At 64.6% G+C, this 17,629-nt stretch carries 17 protein-coding genes and 1 pseudogene; 11 read left to right on the forward strand and 7 right to left on the reverse strand.

What is annotated here, in order from left to right; genetic code table 11:
- Nucleotides 1-18 precede the first annotated feature (18 nt).
- The 3 genes from K675_RS0123390 to K675_RS0123400 all read left to right on the forward strand — a co-directional run bounded on the left by K675_RS0123390 (nt 19) and on the right by K675_RS0123400 (nt 2,657).
- Nucleotides 19-630: a LysE family translocator gene (locus K675_RS0123390; RefSeq protein WP_017905897.1), complete on the forward strand. Its 612-nt coding sequence runs from the start codon at nt 19-21 to the stop codon at nt 628-630.
- Between the two features lie 153 nt (nt 631-783).
- Nucleotides 784-1,731 carry a choline ABC transporter substrate-binding protein gene (locus K675_RS0123395; protein ID WP_026145477.1) on the forward strand — a complete coding sequence of 316 codons (948 nt, stop codon included), beginning with the start codon at nt 784-786 and terminating at the stop codon, nt 1,729-1,731.
- The gene (locus K675_RS0123400) at nt 1,728-2,657 is read left to right on the forward strand and encodes an alpha/beta hydrolase (RefSeq protein WP_017905899.1); all 930 of its coding nucleotides are present in this window, start codon (nt 1,728-1,730) and stop codon (nt 2,655-2,657) included. Before K675_RS0123395 ends, K675_RS0123400 begins: the two co-directional genes overlap by 4 nt.
- A gap of 142 nt (nt 2,658-2,799) precedes the next feature.
- Here the strand turns inward: K675_RS0123400 and K675_RS0123405 are convergent, their stop codons facing one another.
- Complete coding sequence (locus K675_RS0123405; protein ID WP_017905900.1) at nt 2,800-3,207, reverse strand: VOC family protein; 408 nt, start codon at nt 3,205-3,207, stop codon at nt 2,800-2,802.
- A gap of 23 nt (nt 3,208-3,230) precedes the next feature.
- Nucleotides 3,231-3,656 (reverse strand): YciI family protein, encoded by a 426-nt coding sequence (locus K675_RS0123410; protein WP_026145478.1) that lies wholly within the window; start codon nt 3,654-3,656, stop codon nt 3,231-3,233.
- A 239-nt stretch (nt 3,657-3,895) separates the two neighbouring features.
- On the opposite strand from K675_RS0123410, the pseudogene K675_RS31295 reads away from it, so the two are divergent.
- Both K675_RS31295 and K675_RS0123420 read left to right on the forward strand, forming a co-directional pair.
- A pseudogene (locus K675_RS31295) lies at nt 3,896-4,378 on the forward strand (DUF899 family protein); the annotation flags it as partial.
- A 239-nt stretch (nt 4,379-4,617) separates the two neighbouring features.
- Complete coding sequence (locus K675_RS0123420; protein ID WP_017905903.1) at nt 4,618-5,748, forward strand: patatin-like phospholipase family protein; 1,131 nt, start codon at nt 4,618-4,620, stop codon at nt 5,746-5,748.
- Nucleotides 5,749-5,835: 87 nt separating this feature from the next.
- On the opposite strand, the gene K675_RS0123425 is transcribed toward K675_RS0123420, so the two are convergent.
- Nucleotides 5,836-7,299 carry a sensor histidine kinase gene (locus K675_RS0123425; protein ID WP_017905904.1) on the reverse strand — a complete coding sequence of 488 codons (1,464 nt, stop codon included), beginning with the start codon at nt 7,297-7,299 and terminating at the stop codon, nt 5,836-5,838.
- Complete coding sequence (locus tag K675_RS0123430) at nt 7,296-8,012, reverse strand: response regulator transcription factor (protein ID WP_017905905.1); 717 nt, start codon at nt 8,010-8,012, stop codon at nt 7,296-7,298. The genes K675_RS0123425 and K675_RS0123430 overlap by 4 nt, the downstream gene beginning before the upstream one ends.
- A gap of 175 nt (nt 8,013-8,187) precedes the next feature.
- Here K675_RS0123430 and msrB point away from each other — a divergent pair, with 175 nt between their 5' ends.
- The 3 genes from msrB to msrA all read left to right on the forward strand — a co-directional run bounded on the left by msrB (nt 8,188) and on the right by msrA (nt 11,485).
- Complete coding sequence (gene msrB / locus K675_RS0123435; protein ID WP_017905906.1) at nt 8,188-8,703, forward strand: peptide-methionine (R)-S-oxide reductase MsrB; 516 nt, start codon at nt 8,188-8,190, stop codon at nt 8,701-8,703.
- A gap of 221 nt (nt 8,704-8,924) precedes the next feature.
- Entirely contained in the window at nt 8,925-10,739 is a 1,815-nt protein-coding gene (locus K675_RS0123440; protein WP_017905907.1) for a cytochrome c biogenesis protein DipZ, read from the forward strand.
- Between the two features lie 20 nt (nt 10,740-10,759).
- Nucleotides 10,760-11,485 (forward strand): peptide-methionine (S)-S-oxide reductase MsrA, encoded by a 726-nt coding sequence (gene msrA / locus K675_RS0123445; protein ID WP_017905908.1) that lies wholly within the window; start codon nt 10,760-10,762, stop codon nt 11,483-11,485.
- Nucleotides 11,486-11,634: 149 nt separating this feature from the next.
- Here the strand turns inward: msrA and K675_RS0123450 are convergent, their stop codons facing one another.
- A complete protein-coding gene (locus tag K675_RS0123450) occupies nt 11,635-13,254 on the reverse strand; it encodes a glucan biosynthesis protein D (protein ID WP_026145479.1) in 1,620 nt (539 codons plus the stop codon).
- On the opposite strand from K675_RS0123450, the gene K675_RS33145 reads away from it, so the two are divergent.
- From K675_RS33145 to K675_RS0123460, 3 genes are read left to right on the forward strand one after another with little or no spacing between them, the layout of a single operon-like run.
- Entirely contained in the window at nt 13,249-13,545 is a 297-nt protein-coding gene (locus tag K675_RS33145) for a hypothetical protein (RefSeq protein ID WP_157383978.1), read from the forward strand. The genes K675_RS0123450 and K675_RS33145 overlap by 6 nt on opposite strands.
- A gap of 22 nt (nt 13,546-13,567) precedes the next feature.
- The gene (locus K675_RS0123455; protein ID WP_017905910.1) at nt 13,568-14,251 is read left to right on the forward strand and encodes a response regulator transcription factor; all 684 of its coding nucleotides are present in this window, start codon (nt 13,568-13,570) and stop codon (nt 14,249-14,251) included.
- Nucleotides 14,229-15,623, forward strand: coding sequence for a sensor histidine kinase (locus K675_RS0123460; protein WP_026145480.1), 1,395 nt, complete (start codon nt 14,229-14,231; stop codon nt 15,621-15,623). Before K675_RS0123455 ends, K675_RS0123460 begins: the two co-directional genes overlap by 23 nt.
- A gap of 60 nt (nt 15,624-15,683) precedes the next feature.
- Here the strand turns inward: K675_RS0123460 and K675_RS0123465 are convergent, their stop codons facing one another.
- On the reverse strand, nt 15,684-16,898 hold the full coding sequence (locus K675_RS0123465) for an aldose 1-epimerase family protein (RefSeq protein WP_017905912.1): 1,215 nt from the start codon (nt 16,896-16,898) through the stop codon (nt 15,684-15,686).
- A 165-nt stretch (nt 16,899-17,063) separates the two neighbouring features.
- Entirely contained in the window at nt 17,064-17,564 is a 501-nt protein-coding gene (locus K675_RS0123470; protein ID WP_017905913.1) for a GNAT family N-acetyltransferase, read from the reverse strand.
- Nucleotides 17,565-17,629: the final 65 nt, after the last annotated feature.

Below are 17,629 nucleotides of genomic sequence, written 5' to 3' on the forward strand. Positions count from 1 at the left end.
CTCGCGGAGTTGTCATCCATGCTGTCCACTATCCCGAACCTGCTGCCTTTCGCACTGTTCGCCTTCGTCGCCTCGATCACCCCCGGGCCGAACAACATCCTGGTACTGAGCAACAGCGCCCGACATGGCCTGACGGCAACACTGCCGATCATTCTCGGCGCCTGCGCCGGCACTGCGCTGATTGTGCTGCTGGTCGGCAGTGGGGTCGGCCAGTCGCTGAGCGACCTGCCCCGCGTACAAACCGCCATGCAATGGCTGGGGATCGCCTGGCTGAGCTATCTGGCCTGGCAGATCTTCAACGCGCCGGTCGACGATATCGGGGCCGGCAGCGACCCGTCCAGGCACCTCGGTTTGCTGGGAGCAGCCAGCCTGCAAGTGATCAATCCCAAGGTCTGGCTGGTGGCACTGGCGGTGGTGGGCGTGTTCGCCGGACAGGGTGCCGAACGCCAGCTCCACGTTACGGCGCTGTCGCTGGTACTGTTCTTCGTTTCGCTTCCCTGCGTCGGCCTGTGGGCAATGCTGGGTGTCGGCTCGGCCCGGTTGCTGCGCTCACCTGTGGCGATGCGCCGATTCAACCGCTGCATGGCCTTGCTGTTGCTGGCTTCGGCGTGGCTAAGTGTCCTGGCCTGAGCAGGCGTACGGGTCGCCATAGTGCAAAAGCCGGTCGCCCTGGTGCGCTTTTGGCAGGCAACGGCTGCGTAACGTAGTCGAACGGTGCAAGAAGACACCGGCCACGACAATAACGACCTGCCGCGAGACACAGCGCTCATGAAAACCCCGAACCTGAAAAGACTGTTCAACGGTTGTCTGCTCCTCGGCGCCAGCGCATTGCTCGGCAACCCGGTCTCCGCGGCCGAAGACGCGTCCTGCAAGACCGTGCGCATGGGCGTGGTCAACTGGACCGACGTCATCGCCACCAGCGCAGTGGCCGATGTGCTGCTCAACGGCCTGGGCTATGAAAGCAGGCAGACCAGCGCCGTGCAGCAGATCATCTTCGCCGGCATCCGCGACAAGCGCCTGGACATCTTCCTCGGCTACTGGAAGCCGGCGATGGACAAGAACATCGGGCCCTTCGTCACCGCCAACCAGGTCAGGGTCATGGCCAGCCCCAGCCTGGCCGACGCCCAGGCGACCCTCGCGGTACCGCAGTACGTGGCGGACGCCGGGCTCAAGACCTTCGGCGACATCGCCAGGTTCAGGGACCAGCTCAAGGGCACCATCTACGGTATCGAACCCGGCAGCGGCGCCAATACCACGATCAAGACTCTGATCGACACCGACCACTTCGGGCTCAAGGGTTTCAAGCTGGTGGAGTCGGGTGAGGCCGGAATGCTGGCCGCCGTGCAGCGGGCGATCAACCGCAAGGAGTTCGTGGTCTTCGTCGGCTGGACCCCGCACCCGATGAACATCAACATGAAGATCACCTACCTGACCGGCAGCGAGGACGTCTACGGGCCCAACGAAGGTGCCGCCACCGTCTCCACCGTGACCGCCCCGGACTATGCGCAACGCTGCCCGAACGTGAACCGGCTGCTGGAGAATCTGACCTTCAGCGCGGCCCAGGAAAGCCAGCTGATGGTACCGATCATGGAGCGCCAGGCTCCCCAGGAGGTGGCCCGGCAATGGCTGCGCGACCATCCCGAGGATCTCAGGCGTTGGCTGGCGGGCGTCACCAGCGTCGACGGCCGGGATGGCATGGTAACGGTCCAGGCCAGCCTGGAGCCGCAATGACCGACTATCCCCTTTCCCCCGGCATGAGCGCCTTCGTCAGCAAGACGCTCGGCTTCTCCGGTCCGGACAGCAGCATCCAGGGCATGCGTCACCGCTACAGCCGGATGTGCCAGGCCTTCACCCCACCCCGTCCGGCCGATATCGAGGTCGAGGAGCAACGCATCGGTCGAGTGCCGATACGCGTGTATCGCCCGACCTCACCTCGCCCGGCCAATGGTTGGCCTTGCGTGGTCTACCTGCATGGTGGCGGCTGGGTCGTGGGCGATCTCGACTCCCACGACTTCATCACCGCCGAACTGGCCTCGCGGCTCAAGGCCGTGGTGATTGCGGCGCACTACCGATTGGCGCCGGAACACCCCTACCCAGCCGCATTCGACGATTGCCTGGCGGTCTGGCGCGACTTGCGCGCCGAGGCCGGCACCTGGCAGGTGGATCCGCGGCGGATGGCCATAGCCGGCGACAGTGCCGGCGGCAACCTGGCCGCCGCCGTATGCCTGGCACTGCGCGATGCCGAGGAGCCACAACCGCTGCTGCAGGCGCTGATCTATCCGGGCCTGGGTGGCAGCGACGGCCTGCCTTCGCGTAGCGAATGCGCCGACGCTCCATTGCTCAGCAGCGACGATGTGCGCAGCTATCACGCCTGGTACCTGGCACACACCGACAGGCCCGACGCCTATGCAATGCCACTGCGGGCGGCGAACTTCCAGAACCTGGCTGCAGCCTTCATTGCCGTGGCGCAACACGACCCCTTGCGGGACGACGGTGTCTGCTATTTCGAACGGCTGAAAAAGGCCGGTGGCCGCGCCACCCTGCACCTTGGCCTGGGCCTGGTGCACGGCTGCCTGCGGGCTCGGGGCATGGCCCCGGAGGTGGACCTGCTGTACGAAAAGCTGCTGGCGCAGCTACGGCGCTACCTGCACCCTTGAGTCGTCCCTGCGGGGGCCGGCCTGCTGGCGATAGCGCCGGGTCAGACACTGAAGTATTGCCGGGCAGACCGCTATCGCCAGCAAGCCGGCTGCCACAGGCCTCATGGCTTCCACGGTTTCCAGCAGCCATGGATGTGCAGGGTTACTTGACTCCCTCATGGTTGACCATCCAGGTCACACCAAAACGATCCTCGAACATGGCGAAACGTTCAGCCCAGAAAGTCTTCGCCAGCGGCATGATGACCTTGCCACCCTCGCTCAAACCCTTGAACAGTCGCTCGGCCTGCGCAGCGCTGTCGACGTTGAGGGACACCGATACCCCCTGTGGTTTCTGGAACGGCTGGCCCGATGGGCAGTCCGAAGCCATCAGACTGAATGCGCCCACGGTCAGGCAGGCGTGCAGAATCTTGTCACTGTCCCTGGGGACTTCGGCCTCCGCCGGCGCGTCGGCGAAGGACAGGGAAAACAGCTCGCCGCCCAGCACCCGCTGATACAGCGCAAAGGCCTCCTTGCAGTTTCCGTCGAAGCTCAGGTACGGAATGATTTTCATGGTGGATCTCCTGTGGTCAGGTTTCACGGTTGGCCGGACAACTGCGCGCGCAGGCGTTCTTCCTGCTCACGCAACTCGGGGGTCAGGCATTCGCCGAAATCCTCGGCTTCGAAGATCTGGCGAATCTCGATGTCGCTGTCGCTGACCATCGGGTTCGGGCAGCGCTTGACCCAGTCGATGGCCTCCTGCAGCGACTGGACCTGGAATATCCAGTAGCCGGCGATCAGCTCCCGGGTCTCGATGAACGGGCCATCCACGACGGTGCGCTGCTTGCCGGAAAAGCGCACGCGTGCGCCCCTGGAACTGGGGTGCAAGCCCTCGGCGGCGAGCATCACCCCGGCCTTGACCAGCTCTTCGTTGTAGGCGCCCATGGCGGCCAGCAGTTGTGCGCTGGGCATTTCCCCGGCTTCCGATTCCGGGCTGGCCTTGACGATCACCATAAATCGCATGTCTGTTCTCCTGAGGGTGAGTGAGCCATCCCTGTGGCGGCTCTACGGGTTAATCGAACGGCCGCGAGCGGAATCGACAGGTCGCTGAAAATATTTTCCGACGTGCCGCCGGTCCGGCTCAGACGCTGCCTACAGGTGACTGTCGAGAAAGCGAGGGGCCAATCGACTAAGCATAGAGTTCTACCCCGATAGCTGCCGCCAGGCGGCACCGACAACAAGGAAACCTCGTGATGAACCCGCCCAACGTTTCGTTCCTGGCCGACCACTTCGACGGCGCCGACCTGCACCTGGCCCACCACGACGTCTCGTTCGTGGCCATCTCCCACGCGCCATGGGCCCAGTTCCAGGCGTTCAGGCAGCGCATGGGTTGGCGCTTCGCATGGCTGTCCTCGGCCGGCAGCGACTTCAACTCTGACTTCGGCGTGAGCTTCACGCCCGAGGAACTGGCCGCCGGCCCGATTCACTACAACTACCAGCCACTCGACGGCGGCGCGGAGGAAATGCCCGGGCTCAGTGTGTTTTACCGCGACAGCGAAGGTAAGATCTTCCATACCTACTCAACCTATGCACGAGGCCTGGACAGCCTCATCGGCGCTCACCACTTCCTTGATCTGACACCCAAGGGCCGCAACGAAGGGCCGATCATGGACTGGGTCAAGTTCCATGACCGTTACTCCGACAACTCCCCGCACTCCTGCTGCGGATCCACTGGCGATAAATAATCAACCGGTCCGCTGCAACGTCCGTCATAAGATCCGCATACGCTGACAAGTTCATGCCGGGCGTACCCGCCGCAAACAATTCAGAACAGTCCTACAAAACATACTGATGCTGTGCTCCCACCCCGGTCGAAAGTCCGGGGCTGGGCACACGGGGCACGACGGTTCGCCGGCAAAGCAGTTAATATCGAAAAGCTACTACTGCACCTTTTTCGACATCAGCCCCTAATCAGAGAGGAACAATGGATTCTGCCGCCATCTCGCTTGGTCAACGTTCGGATTTCGCCCTGGCCCTTTCCGGCGGCGGCGTCCGGGCCATGGCGTTTCATCTGGGGGTACTCCGCTACCTGGCCGAACAGGACGCGCTGGAGCGGGTCAGCCAGCTGTCGACCGTCTCCGGCGGCAGCCTGCTGGTGGGCCTGCTGCTGCATGAGCACGACGGGCAATGGCCCGGCTCGGCGCCGTTCCTGCAACAGCTGTATCCGGCTTTGCGCGAAAAGCTCTGCTCCCGTAGCCTGCTGCTGAGCGGGCTGCGCCAGTTGTTCAACCCGCTGAACTGGCGATTCCTGCTATCGCGGGCCAACCTGCTGGCCCTGGGGCTGCGCAACGAGTGGGGGGTCGATGGGCTGTTGTCACAGATCGACGCCCGGCCGGACTGGTCGATCAATGGCACCACGGCCGAGAACGGCAAGCGCTTTCGCTTCAAGCGCAGCAACATGGGCGACTATTCCATCGGCTACGCCGCCACCGGTGACATGCCGCTGGCCGAAGCCCTCGCGGTCTCGGCGGCGTTTCCCGGCGGAATCGGGCCACTGGTGCTCGACAGTCGGCGGTTCAAGTGGATGCAGCGCGGCTGGGACGCGCCGCTGAATACGGCGGTCGAAACGAAACTGCCGTTCAGCCGACTGCACCTGTATGACGGCGGGGTCTACGACAACCTGGGCCTGGAGCCGTTCTTCGACGCGGCCACCGGCCGCAGCAAGCGCTACGAATACCCGATCATCGCCTCTGACGCCGGGGCACCGCTCAAACCGGGCTTCCGGGCCGGGGTCCTGAGCCCCTGGCGGCTCAAGCGCATCGCCGACATCATGTCCGACCAGTCCCGGGCCCTGCGGATACGCGGTTTCGTCGAGTACCTCAACCAGGCCCCCGGGCGCGGCAGCTATCTGGGCATCACCAGCGCGCTGATCGAGGCGTCGGCGGGCAGCGATGCGGCCTTCGCGGCGAACGTCCCCACCAGCCTGGATCGCCTGTCCCACGAGGCCTTCGACCGTATCGCCGGGCACGGCTACGCGGTTGCGCGAGTCACTGACCAGCAGCATGGGCTGCTACCCACGGGAGCGGCGACGCCTCTCACCCACGAACCGGCCTGAGGGGCGTTCAAGGCGCCACCCGCGCAGTGCCAGCGAACTGCAAGGGCACCATCGGCTGGTCCAGCCCCCCTATCGCCGGCGCGTGAATCACTCGCCCGCCGCCGCCAGCTCGAAACAGAACACCGCGCCCTTGCCAGGCACCGACAGCAGGCGGACCTGGCTGTCATGCAACTGCAGGATACGCCGCACGATCAGCAGGCCCAGGCCGCCGCTGCGGCGATCGCCATCCTGGCTGAAGGGACGCCGGAACAGGTTGTCCAGCAGCCTGGGCGGGATGCCCGGACCGGTATCGCTGACGGTCACCCGGACCTTGCCAGGCTCGTGCACCAGCGCCACTTCGATACTGCCGCCCTCCGGGGTATGGCGTAGCGCGTTGTCGATCAGGTTGGTCAGCACCCGTTCGATCATGCCCAGGTCGGCACTGACCATCGACGCGCCACGCGGCAAGACCGCCAGCAGCTTCGAGTGGCGGGTCTCGGCCATCAGCTCGAACTTCTGGAACACGTCCTGGATCAGGTCGCTGAGGGAAAAATCCTCGCGTTCCAGGCGCACCTCGCCATGCTCCAGGCGCGCCAGTTCGAACAGCGCCTGGGCCAGCTGCCGGACCTTGTTGCTCTGCGCCAGCGCGATGCCCAGGTAACGCTTGCGCTCGTCCGGCGCCAGCAGCTCACCCTTGAGCGAGAGCGTTTCCAGATAGCCATGCAGCGAGGCCAGCGGCGTACGCAGGTCATGGGAAATGTTCGCCACCAGTTCGCGCCGGTCCTGATCGAGGCGGGTCAGGGCCCGCCACTGTTCGCCGATACGAGCCGCCATCTGGACGAAACTGGCTTCCAGCACCTCGATCTCATCGCCCCTGCCCGAGCCCGCGAGGGGTAGCGTCGGCGGATTGGCCGGCGCGGCATCGGTGTCGAAATCGCGCATGGTCGCGGTCAACCGGCGCAATGGCCGGGTGATCAGGCGAAAGGCAACGAGGCCGGCGATCAGGCCCAGCAACGCCACCAGGCTCATCGCCCACAGCGTGGTGCGCAGGACCGAGCTGGCACTCACCCGCGCCGCCAGCCGGTCATGCTCCTCGCCCTGCAACACCACGTAGAGATAGCCCAGTTCCTTGCCGCCGCCGTGCAGCGCGGCGGCACTGAACACCTTGCGCCCGTCGCTACTGCGCGGATCGTCGCCGAGAATCGGCAGCGGCTGGCCCTCCAGCAGGCGATGGATCGGCTCCAGGTCGACCTGGTCACGCTTGAGATGGCCCTGTGGCGCGGCATCGCCGGTGATCCGCCCGCTCGGGTCGAGCAGGTAGACCTCGACACTGGGGTTGACGTTCATCAGTTGGCCGAACAGCGCCCGTACGCCTTCCATGGTCAGGCCCTCGGTGCCCACCAGGCGGTTCTCCAGGGCGATGCTGCGGGCCAGGTCGCGGGACAGCCCCTGCACCACTTCCTTTTCGTGCATGTCGCTGGCACGCACCTGCAGCCAGACCGAGGCACCGCAGCAGGCCAGCAGCAGCACCGCAAAGACCACGGACAGGCGCTGGGACAGGGTCAGGTTCATTCGGCGCGCCCCGCTGGAGCGAACCGATAACCGCGGCCCCAGACCGTGAGAATCCGTTCGGGCTGCGCCGGATCGACTTCGATCTTCGCCCGCAGGCGGTTGATATGCGTGTTGACCGTGTGCTCGTAGCCGTCGTGCTGATAGCCCCAGACCTGGTTCAGCAGGTCCAGGCGCGAATAGACCGTGCCGGGGTTCTTCATGAAGAAGTGCAGCAGGTCGAACTCCCGTGGCGTCAGGTCCAGTTCCTGGCCGTCGACCGTCGCCACGCGGGTCAGCGGGTCGAGGCTCAGGCCGTTGAGTTCGAGGCTGCCGGCATCGACCTTGAGGCTCCTGGCCAGGGCATCGACCCGCCGCAGCAGGGCCTTGACCCGCGCCGCCAGTTCGAGCATCGAGAACGGCTTGGCCAGGTAGTCGTCGGCGCCCAGTTCCAGGCCCAGCACCCGATGCATCTCGCTGGAACGGGCACTGGTGATGATGATCGGCGTGTAGCGCGCCATGGCCCGGGCCTGGCGGCAGATTTCCAGGCCATCGACGCCCGGCAGCATCAGGTCGAGGATCAGCGCATCCCAGCCGCCCTTTTCCAGTTGCGCCAGGCCCAGGTTGCCGTCGGCACAGTGGGTGACCTGGTAGCCCTCGTCACGCAGGTGCAGGCTCAGCAGCCCGGCCAGGTGCAGGTCGTCCTCGACGATCAGAATGCGTTTGGGTGAATCCATGGGGTGGCGTTCCTGCAGGTGAATTATCCGTGACGTTCACAGCATATGACGTCCGCCGCATTGTGCCGAATCGGCATCAACGCAATGTTCACAATTAATTTAACTTTACGGGAGGATTTGGCGACCGTTGCCGCCGGACACTGAAAGCCTGATCAATTGCCATGGAAGTAACGCCATGTCCACCCGAAGACGCTTTCTGTTCTCCAGTGCCGCCGCCCTGCTCGCCGCCGGTTTCGTCGACTGGCGCGCAGTCGCCGCCACGATGGCTGGCAACGGCGACCCGGATGAAACCTTCGAAGTCAGCCGCAGCGACGCCGAATGGCGCGCCCTTCTGAACGACAGCCAATACCAGGTGCTGCGCCGGGAAGGCACCGAACGCCCCTACAGCAGCCCCCTCAATGACGAGCACCGCGACGGCGTGTTCGCCTGTGCCGGTTGCCAGCAGGCGCTGTTTTCCTCGGCGGCCAAGTTCGACAGCCACACCGGCTGGCCGAGCTTCACCGCGCCACTGGAGAACGCCGTCGGTACCCGCCGCGACGGTTCGCTGGGGATGGTACGCACCGAAGTGCACTGCCATCGCTGCGGCGGCCACCTGGGCCACGTGTTCCCCGACGGCCCGGCGCCGACCGGATTGCGCTACTGCATGAATGGCGTGGCGATGACGTTTACGCCGAGTGCGGGTGCGACCTGAACAGAGGGTTCCCCTGTGGGACCAGCCTGAATAGAGGCCTTCTCTGTGTGACCAGCTTGAGCAGAGGGCCCCCTGTGGAAGCGGGCTTGCCCGCGAATAGGCCTTCAAGGACGCCAAAAGCTTCGCGGGCAAGCCCGCCCCACAAACAGCCCTGCTCCCAAAGGCCCCTGTTTCAGCGGGGTCCCGCGCTGGCAACGCTCCAACTTACGAGGATTTTCATCATGCTTCTACTCATCCTGGCGTATCTGGGCGGTCTGTTGACCATCCTCAGCCCGTGCATCCTGCCGGTGCTGCCGTTCGTGTTCGCCCGCTCCGGCGAATCGTTGCGCCGCAGCGGCCTGCCGCTGCTGTGCGGCATGGCCCTGACCTTCGCCCTGGTCGCCACCCTTGCCGCCGTCGGCGGTGGCTGGGTGGTGCGGGCCAACCAGTACGGACGCTGGCTGGCGATGGCGCTGATGGCGTTCTTCGCCATTACCCTGCTCTTCCCCCACCTGGCCGATCGCCTGGCCCGGCCACTGGTGTCGGCCGGTGATCGGCTGTCACGCTCGGCCCAGGACGGCAGCGGGCAACCCAGCATGCGCTCGTCCTTCGTCCTCGGTATCGCCACCGGCCTGCTGTGGGCACCGTGCGCCGGGCCGATCCTCGGTCTGATCCTCACCGGCGCGGCCCTGCAAGGCGCCAATATCGGCACCACGCTGTCGCTGCTGGCCTACGCCGCTGGCGCCGCCACGTCCCTGGCCGGCGCGCTGCTGGTGGGTGGCCGGGTGTTTGCCGCGATGAAGCGTAACCTGGGTACGGGCGAATGGCTGCGCCGTGGTCTCGGCGCGGCGATGCTGGCCGGCGTGGCGGCCATTGCCCTGGGCCTGGACACCGGCCTGCTGACCCGCGTGTCGACGGTCGCCACCTCCGGTATCGAGCAGAAACTGCTGGATACCCTCAATCCTGCCCCGCAACAGAACGCCATGATGATGCAGGGTGGCGCGATGATGGCCGCGACTGTCCACGACGAACAACCGGCCGGCAGCATGATGGCGATGGCCGCCAAGACGGCCGCCACCGACCGCGCCCTGCCGGTGGAAGGCACCCTGCCCGACCTGTCCGGCGCCGTGCAGTGGCTCAACTCGGCACCGCTGAACGCCGCCGAACTCAAGGGCAAGGTGGTGCTGATCGACTTCTGGACCTACTCCTGCATCAACTGCCTGCGCAGCCTGCCCTACGTCAATGCCTGGGCGCGGAAGTACCATGACCAGGGCCTGGTGGTGATCGGTGTGCACGCGCCGGAGTTCGCCTTCGAGCGCGACATCGACAACGTGCGCCGGGCCGTGGCCAAGCTCGGTATCCAGTACCCGGTGGCGATCGACAACAACTACGCGATCTGGCGCGGTTTCAACAACCAGTACTGGCCGGCGCACTATTTCGTCGACGCCCAGGGCCGCGTGCGCTACCACCATTTCGGCGAGGGCGACTATGCCGGCTCCGAGCGGGTGATCCAGCAACTGCTGGCCGAAGCCGGCAACCGCAACGTCGCCGGCGGCGTGGTCACCGCGCAGGCCAGCGGCGTGATGCAGGCAGCCGACGAGGCCGAAGTGCAATCCCCGGAAACCTACATCGGCTATGACCGTGCCGAGCACTTCGCTTCTCCTGGCCAGCAGGCAGCCGACCAACCGAAGCTCTACAGCGCACCGCAGCAACCGCTGTTGAACCAGTGGGGTCTGGCCGGCAACTGGACCGTGGGTGCGGAACGGGCCGCGCTGAACCAGGCGGGAGGCGGCATCGTCTTTCGCTTCCATGCCCGCGACCTGCACCTGGTGCTCGGTCCTTCCGCCAATGGCCAACCCGTGCGCTTCAAGGTGCTGATCGACGGCCAGGCGCCCGCGGCGAACCACGGCACCGACACCGACGCCAGCGGCCAGGGCACGGTGACCGAGCAGCGCCTCTATCAACTGGTGCGCCAGGCCGGTGACGTCGGCGAGCACACCTTCTCCATCGAATTTCTCGACCCTGGTGTCCAGGCCTACGCCTTCACTTTCGGTTGATTGCCAAGAGGATGTCTGAAATGAGCAAATCCGTGATGCAGAAAAAATCCGCCTCGCCGTTGTTGACGATCGCCGCAGTGGCCGGCCTGGCCCTGTCGGTCCTGCTGGTCCAGCGTTTTGCCTTTGCCGCCGAACCGGTGGTGCAGATCGCCCCGCCGGCGCTGGATGAACCGGCCACGACCGGACAAGCCACGGCGGTGTTTGCCGGCGGCTGCTTCTGGGGTGTGCAGGGCGTGTTCCAGCATGTACGCGGGGTGCAGAACGCCGTGTCCGGTTATGCCGGCGGCGCGGCGACCACCGCGCACTACGAGCAGGTCGGCGGCGGCGATACCGGCCATGCCGAAGCGGTGCAGGTCACCTATGACCCGAGCCAGGTCAGTTACGGCAAGCTGCTGCAGGTGTTCTTCTCGGTGGCCCACGACCCGACCCAGCTCAACCGCCAGGGGCCGGACAGTGGCACGCAGTACCGTTCGGCGATCTTCCCGGTGAATGCCGAGCAGGAAAAAGTGGCCCAGGCGTACATCGAGCAATTGGATGGGGCCAAGGTGTTCCCGGCGAAAATCGTCACCCGGATCGAGGACAACAAGGTCTTCTACCCGGCCGAGGGCTATCACCAGAACTATCTGACGCTGCATCCATACGTGCCCTACATCGCCATCAATGACTTGCCGAAGGTGGAAAACCTCAAGCGCATGGAGCCGCAGTTGTACCGGGAGGATCCGGTGCTGGTGCCGGCCGCGCAGTGATGGCGGAGGTTTTTCGCGGATGAGTCCGGCTCCCACAGAGGGTTGGCGGTGATCGCAATGTCCGCGAACGACACAAGACCATGGGGGCCGGATTCATCCGCGAACGAGCCGGAACAGGCACCACCTCTTTCAAGGCGGTGCCCCAAGGCTCAAGGATAACGCCGCTTGTCCGGCGCTGGCGGGAAGTACTGGTACAGCCAGGTCTCGCTCAACGTCCGCTCGCCGCTGCGAATGAACATCCGCAGCTCCACCGGATCGACGCTGTCATTGGTCGGGTACCAGTCGAAGAGCACCCGATATCCGCCAATCTCATCGAGCTTGAGGACACTGAAATCCTTCACCTGACCATTGGACGCGCTGACCACCGGCTCGATCCCGGTCCCTTCGGCCAGGCGCTCCAGCCCGCCGCCGTTGAAGTCCACGGCAAAACGCCGGGCCCAGACCTCGGGGTAGTGCTCGCCCGGCGCCCAGCCTTCGGTGAAACCGCCCATGCCCGAGCGCGTCGCGTGCACCCGTGCCAGCGGCGTGCCCACCGGGGGCAGTGCGCTCCAGTACAGCTTGTAGCCGTAGGTCAGCGAATCGCCGGCCTTGACCGGCTGCTTCGGGGTCCAGAACGCGACGATGTTGTCCATGGTTTCGCCGGTGGTCGGGATCTCCAGCAGGTCCACCGAGCCCTCGCCCCACGGCGTGGTCGGCTCGACCCACAGGCTCGGCCGGCGGCTGTACCAGTCCACCGTGTCCTGGTAGCTGGCGAACTCGTGGTCGGTCTGCACCAGGCCGAAACCCTTGGGGTCCTTGTCGGCAAACGCGTTGAACTGCAGCTTGGCCGGGTTGTTCAGCGGCCGGCAGATCCACTCGCCATTGCCGCGCCACATCGCCAGGCGATCGGAGTCATGGATCTGCGGGTGAATCGTGTCGCACATGCGCCGCTCATGGGTGCCGCAACTGAACATGCTGGTCATCGGCGCGATGCCCAGTTGCTCGATATCCGCCCGGGCGTTGACATGGGCTTCGACGCTCATCACCACCTGCTCGGCCTGGCAGTCGATGTCGAAACGGTAGGCACCGGTGGCGCTCGGCGAGTCGAGCAAGGCATAGACCACGAAACGGGTGCTTTCCTTGGCCGGGGTCTCGAACCAGAACTTGGTGAAGTCCGGAAACTCCTCACGCTTGTGCGCATAGGTGTCGATGGCCAGCCCGCGCGCGGACAGCCCGTACTGGCCGGTCTTGTCCACCGCGCGGAAGTAGCTGGCGCCGAGGAACGAGACGATATCGTGACGGTCGATCTCCGGCGCCTTGAACAGCTTGAAACCGGCAAACCCCAGGTCGCCCTTGAGCTGGGACTGGTCGATACCGCTGCTGGCATAGTTGAACAGCGGTGGACGGAAATGCACTTCCCGGGCCTGGCGGGTCTTCGCGTCGACGCTGTACATGCGCACCGGTTGCTTGAAACCCATGCCGACGTGGAAAAACTGCACATCCAACTGGCCCTTGAGCTCATTCCACAGCGAATGCCGGGCGTCGTACTGGATCGCGTTGAACTGCTGCGGAGTCATGTTCGCCAGGGTCGGCGGCAGAACCTGCCGGGTACTGACATAAGGATTGCCCGCGAGTCCCTTCGCCTGGGCCTGCAACGCCTCGAAATCAAAATGTTCGATGTCACCGTCCGCGGTGGCGGCAAGCGCCCGTGCCGCGAACAGACCGCTGGCCGACAGGCCGGTATAGGCCGCCAGGGCCATGGAAGCTTTCAGGAGATTACGGCGATGCATAAAAAGACCTGTACTGAGGACGATCCGGACACCGGAAAACGCAAGGTGCCAGACAGGAGAATCAGCCGCCACGCACTGTCGACGGCTGCAAGCAACAGATACCAAATCCCGATGATCGTTCGCAATCTCTTTGGAAAACTTGATGACAGCCTTTATTCAGCAAAGGTGTGGCTAGATGTTTCAAGCCTTGATCCGATTTCGGGGCGCCCCCTTAACGACCGCCAGACAGACGTGAATATTTCTTCAGAAAGCTTTCACGGGTTTGTTGGCAAAATCCCACACCTGTTGTGAAGGTCCGTACGAGGCAACTGCAATGACCCGCATCCTGACCATTGAAGACGATGCTGTAACCGCCAAGGAAATCGTGGCTGAATTGAGCAGCCATGGGCTTGAAGTGGACTGGGTGGACAATGGCCGCGAAGGCCTGGTACGCGCCGTGAGCGGCGACTATGACCTGATCACCCTTGATCGCATGCTGCCGGAACTCGATGGCCTGGCCATCGTCACCACCCTGCGGACCATCGGCGTCGCCACGCCGATCCTGATGATCAGCGCCCTCTCCGATGTCGACGAGCGTGTACGTGGCCTGCGCGCCGGTGGCGACGACTACCTGACCAAGCCGTTCGCCTCCGATGAGATGGCCGCCCGCGTCGAAGTACTGCTGCGGCGCAAGAGCCCGGCACGGGAGTTCGAGACCTCGCTGCGGGTCGCCGACCTGGAACTGAACCTGATCAGCCGCGAGGCCACCCGCGCCGACCAGTTGCTCAGCCTGCTGCCCACCGAATACAAGCTGCTTGAGTTCCTGATGCGCAACACCGGGCAGATCCTCTCGCGGATGATGATCTTCGAGGAAGTCTGGGGTTATCACTTCGACCCGGGCACCAACCTGATCGACGTGCACATCGGCCGCCTGCGCAAGAAAATCGACACGCCAGGCCTGCCACCGCTGATCCGCACGGTACGGGGTTCGGGTTATGTCATTGCCGAACCCCTCTAAGGGCTGGCGCTCGTCCGCCAGCCGCCTGCTGGCGCTGTACAGCTTTCTCTTCGTCGCCTGGAGCTGCGGCCTGATGGGCGTGCTCTACTACGAAGTCTCCGGCTACCTCGACACCCTGGCGCGCCACTCGCTGATGCAGCGCCAGCACCTGTTCTCGCGCTTCCAGGGCCAGCAGTTGGTGGACGCCCTGACCACCAGCATGACCTTCGACATGCGTGGCGTGGATGCCTACGGCCTGTTCAACGAACAGAAAGTGCACCTGAGCGGGCCGATCATGGAAATGCCGCCGGACCTGATCATGGACGGCCGCATCCACGAACTCGCCAACTGCATCGACTCCGACGACCCCAACCTGCCGCAGGACAGTTGCGACGCCGTCGCCACCCAGACCCACGACGGTCGCTGGCTGCTGCTGGTACGCGACAACGGTTCGCTGTTCGGTGTGACGCGGATCATTCTCCATGCCCTGTTCTGGGCGGTGTCGCTGACCATCCTGCCGGGTATCGCCGGCTGGCATCTGCTGCGGCGCCGACCGATCCGTCGCATCCGGGCGATCCAGGCCAGTGCCGAAGCCATCGTCGCCGGCGACCTCGGTCATCGCCTGCCCCTGTCCAACCGTCGCGACGAGTTGGACATGCTCGCGGCCATCGTCAACGCCATGCTCGACCGCATCGAGCGGCTGATGAACGAGGTCAAGGGCGTCTGCGACAACATCGCCCACGACCTGCGCACGCCGCTGACCCGCCTGCGCGCGCAGCTCTACCGCATCCAGCAGCAGGCCCCGCAGGACTCGCCCGAGTCGCTGCAACTGGACGGTGTGATCGCCGAAACCGACACCCTGATGGCACGCTTCAAGGGGCTGCTGCGGATTTCCGAGCTGGAAGACCACCAGCGCCGCTCCGGCTTCGTGGTGCTCGATCCGCTGCCACTGTTGCGCGAGCTGCATGACTTCTACCTGCCCCTGGCCGAGGAAGCGCAAATCAGCCTGCGCCTGGAGGTGCCGCCGATGCTGCCGCCCATCACGGGCGACCGCGCCCTGCTCTTCGAGGCCCTGGCGAACCTGCTGAGCAACTCGATCAAGTTCACCCCGCCGGGCGGCGAAGTGGTGTTGCTGGCGGCCAACGACCAGGGCAGCACGCGAATCGAGGTGATCGACACCGGCCCGGGCATCCCGCCCTCGGAACGCGATGCGGTGTTCCAGCGCTTCTACCGCTGCGATGACGGCAACCAGCACAGCGGCTTCGGCCTGGGCCTATCGATCGTCGCGGCGATCATCAGCCTGCATGGCTTCAACCTGAAGATCGGCACCGGCGAGCGAACAGGCGCCCGGCTGATTCTGGAATGCCGGGACAGCCTGATCGCCGTCGACTAGCCGGTGAGGCTGCGGAACGTACCGTGACCGTCTTTGGGGATCCGGTGCGGGAAGACGGGATCATTCCTTGCTCAGATCCACCAACGGCGTACCCCGCACCTCCGTCTTGCGCCCGTCCTGGATCTGCGCCACCCGCTGCACCGCCTCATCCACCGCCGTCTTGTCCGCCAGCAGGCTGTAGCTGACCTGGAACTGGCGTTTCTGCCCGGCACCGATGGTCGGCACCAGTCCCAGCGGGCGCTGGTAACGGCGGTTGTAGGAGAAGCTGGTGCCCGGTTCCAGCCCGGTCACGTAACCCTGGCCCTGGGTGTCGGTGTTCTTCCACAGGGAGAACACCGGCAACTGTTGCGTGTTGAAGCCGACCGAAACCCCGAGGTTTGCGGCCTTGTTGTGCAACACCGCCAGGGTATCGCCCTTGGCATCGGCGTAGGGCACGACGTTGTAGACCGTCTCGTCGTAGTCCCTGGTTGGCGCGCGGTAGGTCTGCCAGTCGGGCAGGTCGCCCTTGGCCTTGTCGTTGAACGGCGACACCTGCTTCACCGGCGCGACGAAACGCGCGCCCTGCTCCAGGAACGGCGTGCTGAAGTTGTTGTGGTACAGCGCCTGGTATTCCTTCGGATAGTCGCCGTTGTTGGTCAGCGTGTCATTGATCGCGAAGCTCACGCTACCGGGCAGCGTCGACAACTCGGTGGCCACGGAAAAATCGACTTTCTTGAACGCCTGTTCCTTCAACTCGCCCTGCAGGCGAATGGTGTAAGGCGGCTGCTCGTCGATATGCAGGGTGACCTTGTTGGCCGGAATATTCGCCGCCCGCCCATGCAGGGTGAGCAGTTCGCCGTTATCCAGCCCCGGATGCCCGACCCATTCATAGCCGCAACGCACCACCAACTCGTTGAAACCCTCCAGCCAACCCAGGCCGCCACGACCGTTGAGTTCCATGAAGGCCGGGTTGACCACCTCCTTGACCGGCGAGTCCCAGCCCAGGCGGACATTGCCCACGGAGGCCCGCAGAACGTTCATGCCCCGCGTCGGTACCACAGAGAGCTTCATCGTGCCGTTGTCGATATCGATGATGCTGACCCCTTCCTGGCGACCGCCATGCAAGGTGCGCATCGTGACGGAGAAGGGCTTGGCGGTCTTGATCCCCAGTTGCTCGCTGGTGATCTGGCGGTTCTGCGCGGGCGTGTCGCTGTCGAGCAGCACATAGTCCCAGGCCATGGCATGGGAGGCGGTGGTCAGGGCGGTGACGCCGAAAAGCAGTCGGAGGGTGTTCATGGGCTGTCCTTGTTGGAATTGTTCGACGTTTATAGCGCCAGTGAAACGATTCAGCAAGCCCATCAAATCAACCCGCGACGACAGGTTCTCCGGGCGCCCCCCGTGGATTGCCGCCACGACAGACAAAAGCGGATAGCCCCTCTCGAGATGCACCCGACGGATCGGCTAGATCGACAGCACCATTCGTTGCCGGTCGTTCACGGCCTCCTCCGGCGGCGCCTGCTCGACCCGGAATCCGCAACGATCCAGTACCTTTCTCGAGGCGATATTGTCCCTGTAGACATACGCAACCAACTGCGTCAGCTTCCAGTGCTGCCGGGCCTGCTGAATCAGATGCCTCAAGGCCAGCGTTGCCAGCCCCTGCCCGCCAACGTCGTGCCCCACCCGGTAGCCGACTTCAGCGGTGCCCGCGGACACCCCGATGTCTTTCAGGTTCGCCCGCCCCACGATGTGCCCGCGCTCGTCCTCAATCACGAACGGATGCCAGGTGCCGTCGGCAAAACCGGACAGGTAGCGTTCGATATGCTCGGCGACGCCCTGTATCGAGTAAAAGGCCGGATCACGCGCATCGATCCGGGACTCGAACCATTCGCGATTGAGGGTTTCGAATGCCAGCAAGGCCTGGACATCGGTGGCTTCCAGCCTGCGTACTCTGAATGAACTCATTGATCGTCTTCTCCCTGTTGCGCAACAGCGTTGTTGGCCGGTACCAGCGCCGGATTCTACCCAGC

Source organism: Pseudomonas fuscovaginae SE-1 (genome assembly GCF_000364705.1).
In the GTDB taxonomy this organism is placed as follows: Bacteria; Pseudomonadota; Gammaproteobacteria; order Pseudomonadales; family Pseudomonadaceae; genus Aquipseudomonas; species Aquipseudomonas fuscovaginae_A.

Excerpts from the sequence above, each read along its gene's own strand:
- K675_RS0123465 (WP_017905912.1), bottom strand. The coding sequence starts at position 16,898 with ATGAACACCCTCCGACTGCTTTTCGGCGTCACCGCCCTGACCACCGCC.
- K675_RS0123470 (WP_017905913.1), bottom strand. The coding sequence starts at position 17,564 with ATGAGTTCATTCAGAGTACGCAGGCTGGAAGCCACCGATGTCCAGGCC.
- K675_RS0123450 (WP_026145479.1), bottom strand. The coding sequence starts at position 13,254 with ATGCATCGCCGTAATCTCCTGAAAGCTTCCATGGCCCTGGCGGCCTAT.
- K675_RS0123405 (WP_017905900.1), bottom strand. The coding sequence starts at position 3,207 with ATGAAAATCATTCCGTACCTGAGCTTCGACGGAAACTGCAAGGAGGCC.
- K675_RS0123460 (WP_026145480.1), top strand. The coding sequence starts at position 14,229 with ATGTCATTGCCGAACCCCTCTAAGGGCTGGCGCTCGTCCGCCAGCCGC.
- K675_RS33145 (WP_157383978.1), top strand. The coding sequence starts at position 13,249 with ATGCATAAAAAGACCTGTACTGAGGACGATCCGGACACCGGAAAACGC.
- K675_RS0123440 (WP_017905907.1), top strand. The coding sequence starts at position 8,925 with ATGCTTCTACTCATCCTGGCGTATCTGGGCGGTCTGTTGACCATCCTC.
- K675_RS0123420 (WP_017905903.1), top strand. The coding sequence starts at position 4,618 with ATGGATTCTGCCGCCATCTCGCTTGGTCAACGTTCGGATTTCGCCCTG.
- msrA (WP_017905908.1), top strand. The coding sequence starts at position 10,760 with ATGAGCAAATCCGTGATGCAGAAAAAATCCGCCTCGCCGTTGTTGACG.
- K675_RS0123390 (WP_017905897.1), top strand. The coding sequence starts at position 19 with ATGCTGTCCACTATCCCGAACCTGCTGCCTTTCGCACTGTTCGCCTTC.
- K675_RS0123400 (WP_017905899.1), top strand. The coding sequence starts at position 1,728 with ATGACCGACTATCCCCTTTCCCCCGGCATGAGCGCCTTCGTCAGCAAG.
- K675_RS0123430 (WP_017905905.1), bottom strand. The coding sequence starts at position 8,012 with ATGGATTCACCCAAACGCATTCTGATCGTCGAGGACGACCTGCACCTG.
- K675_RS0123410 (WP_026145478.1), bottom strand. The coding sequence starts at position 3,656 with ATGCGATTTATGGTGATCGTCAAGGCCAGCCCGGAATCGGAAGCCGGG.
- K675_RS0123455 (WP_017905910.1), top strand. The coding sequence starts at position 13,568 with ATGACCCGCATCCTGACCATTGAAGACGATGCTGTAACCGCCAAGGAA.
- K675_RS0123425 (WP_017905904.1), bottom strand. The coding sequence starts at position 7,299 with ATGAACCTGACCCTGTCCCAGCGCCTGTCCGTGGTCTTTGCGGTGCTG.
- msrB (WP_017905906.1), top strand. The coding sequence starts at position 8,188 with ATGTCCACCCGAAGACGCTTTCTGTTCTCCAGTGCCGCCGCCCTGCTC.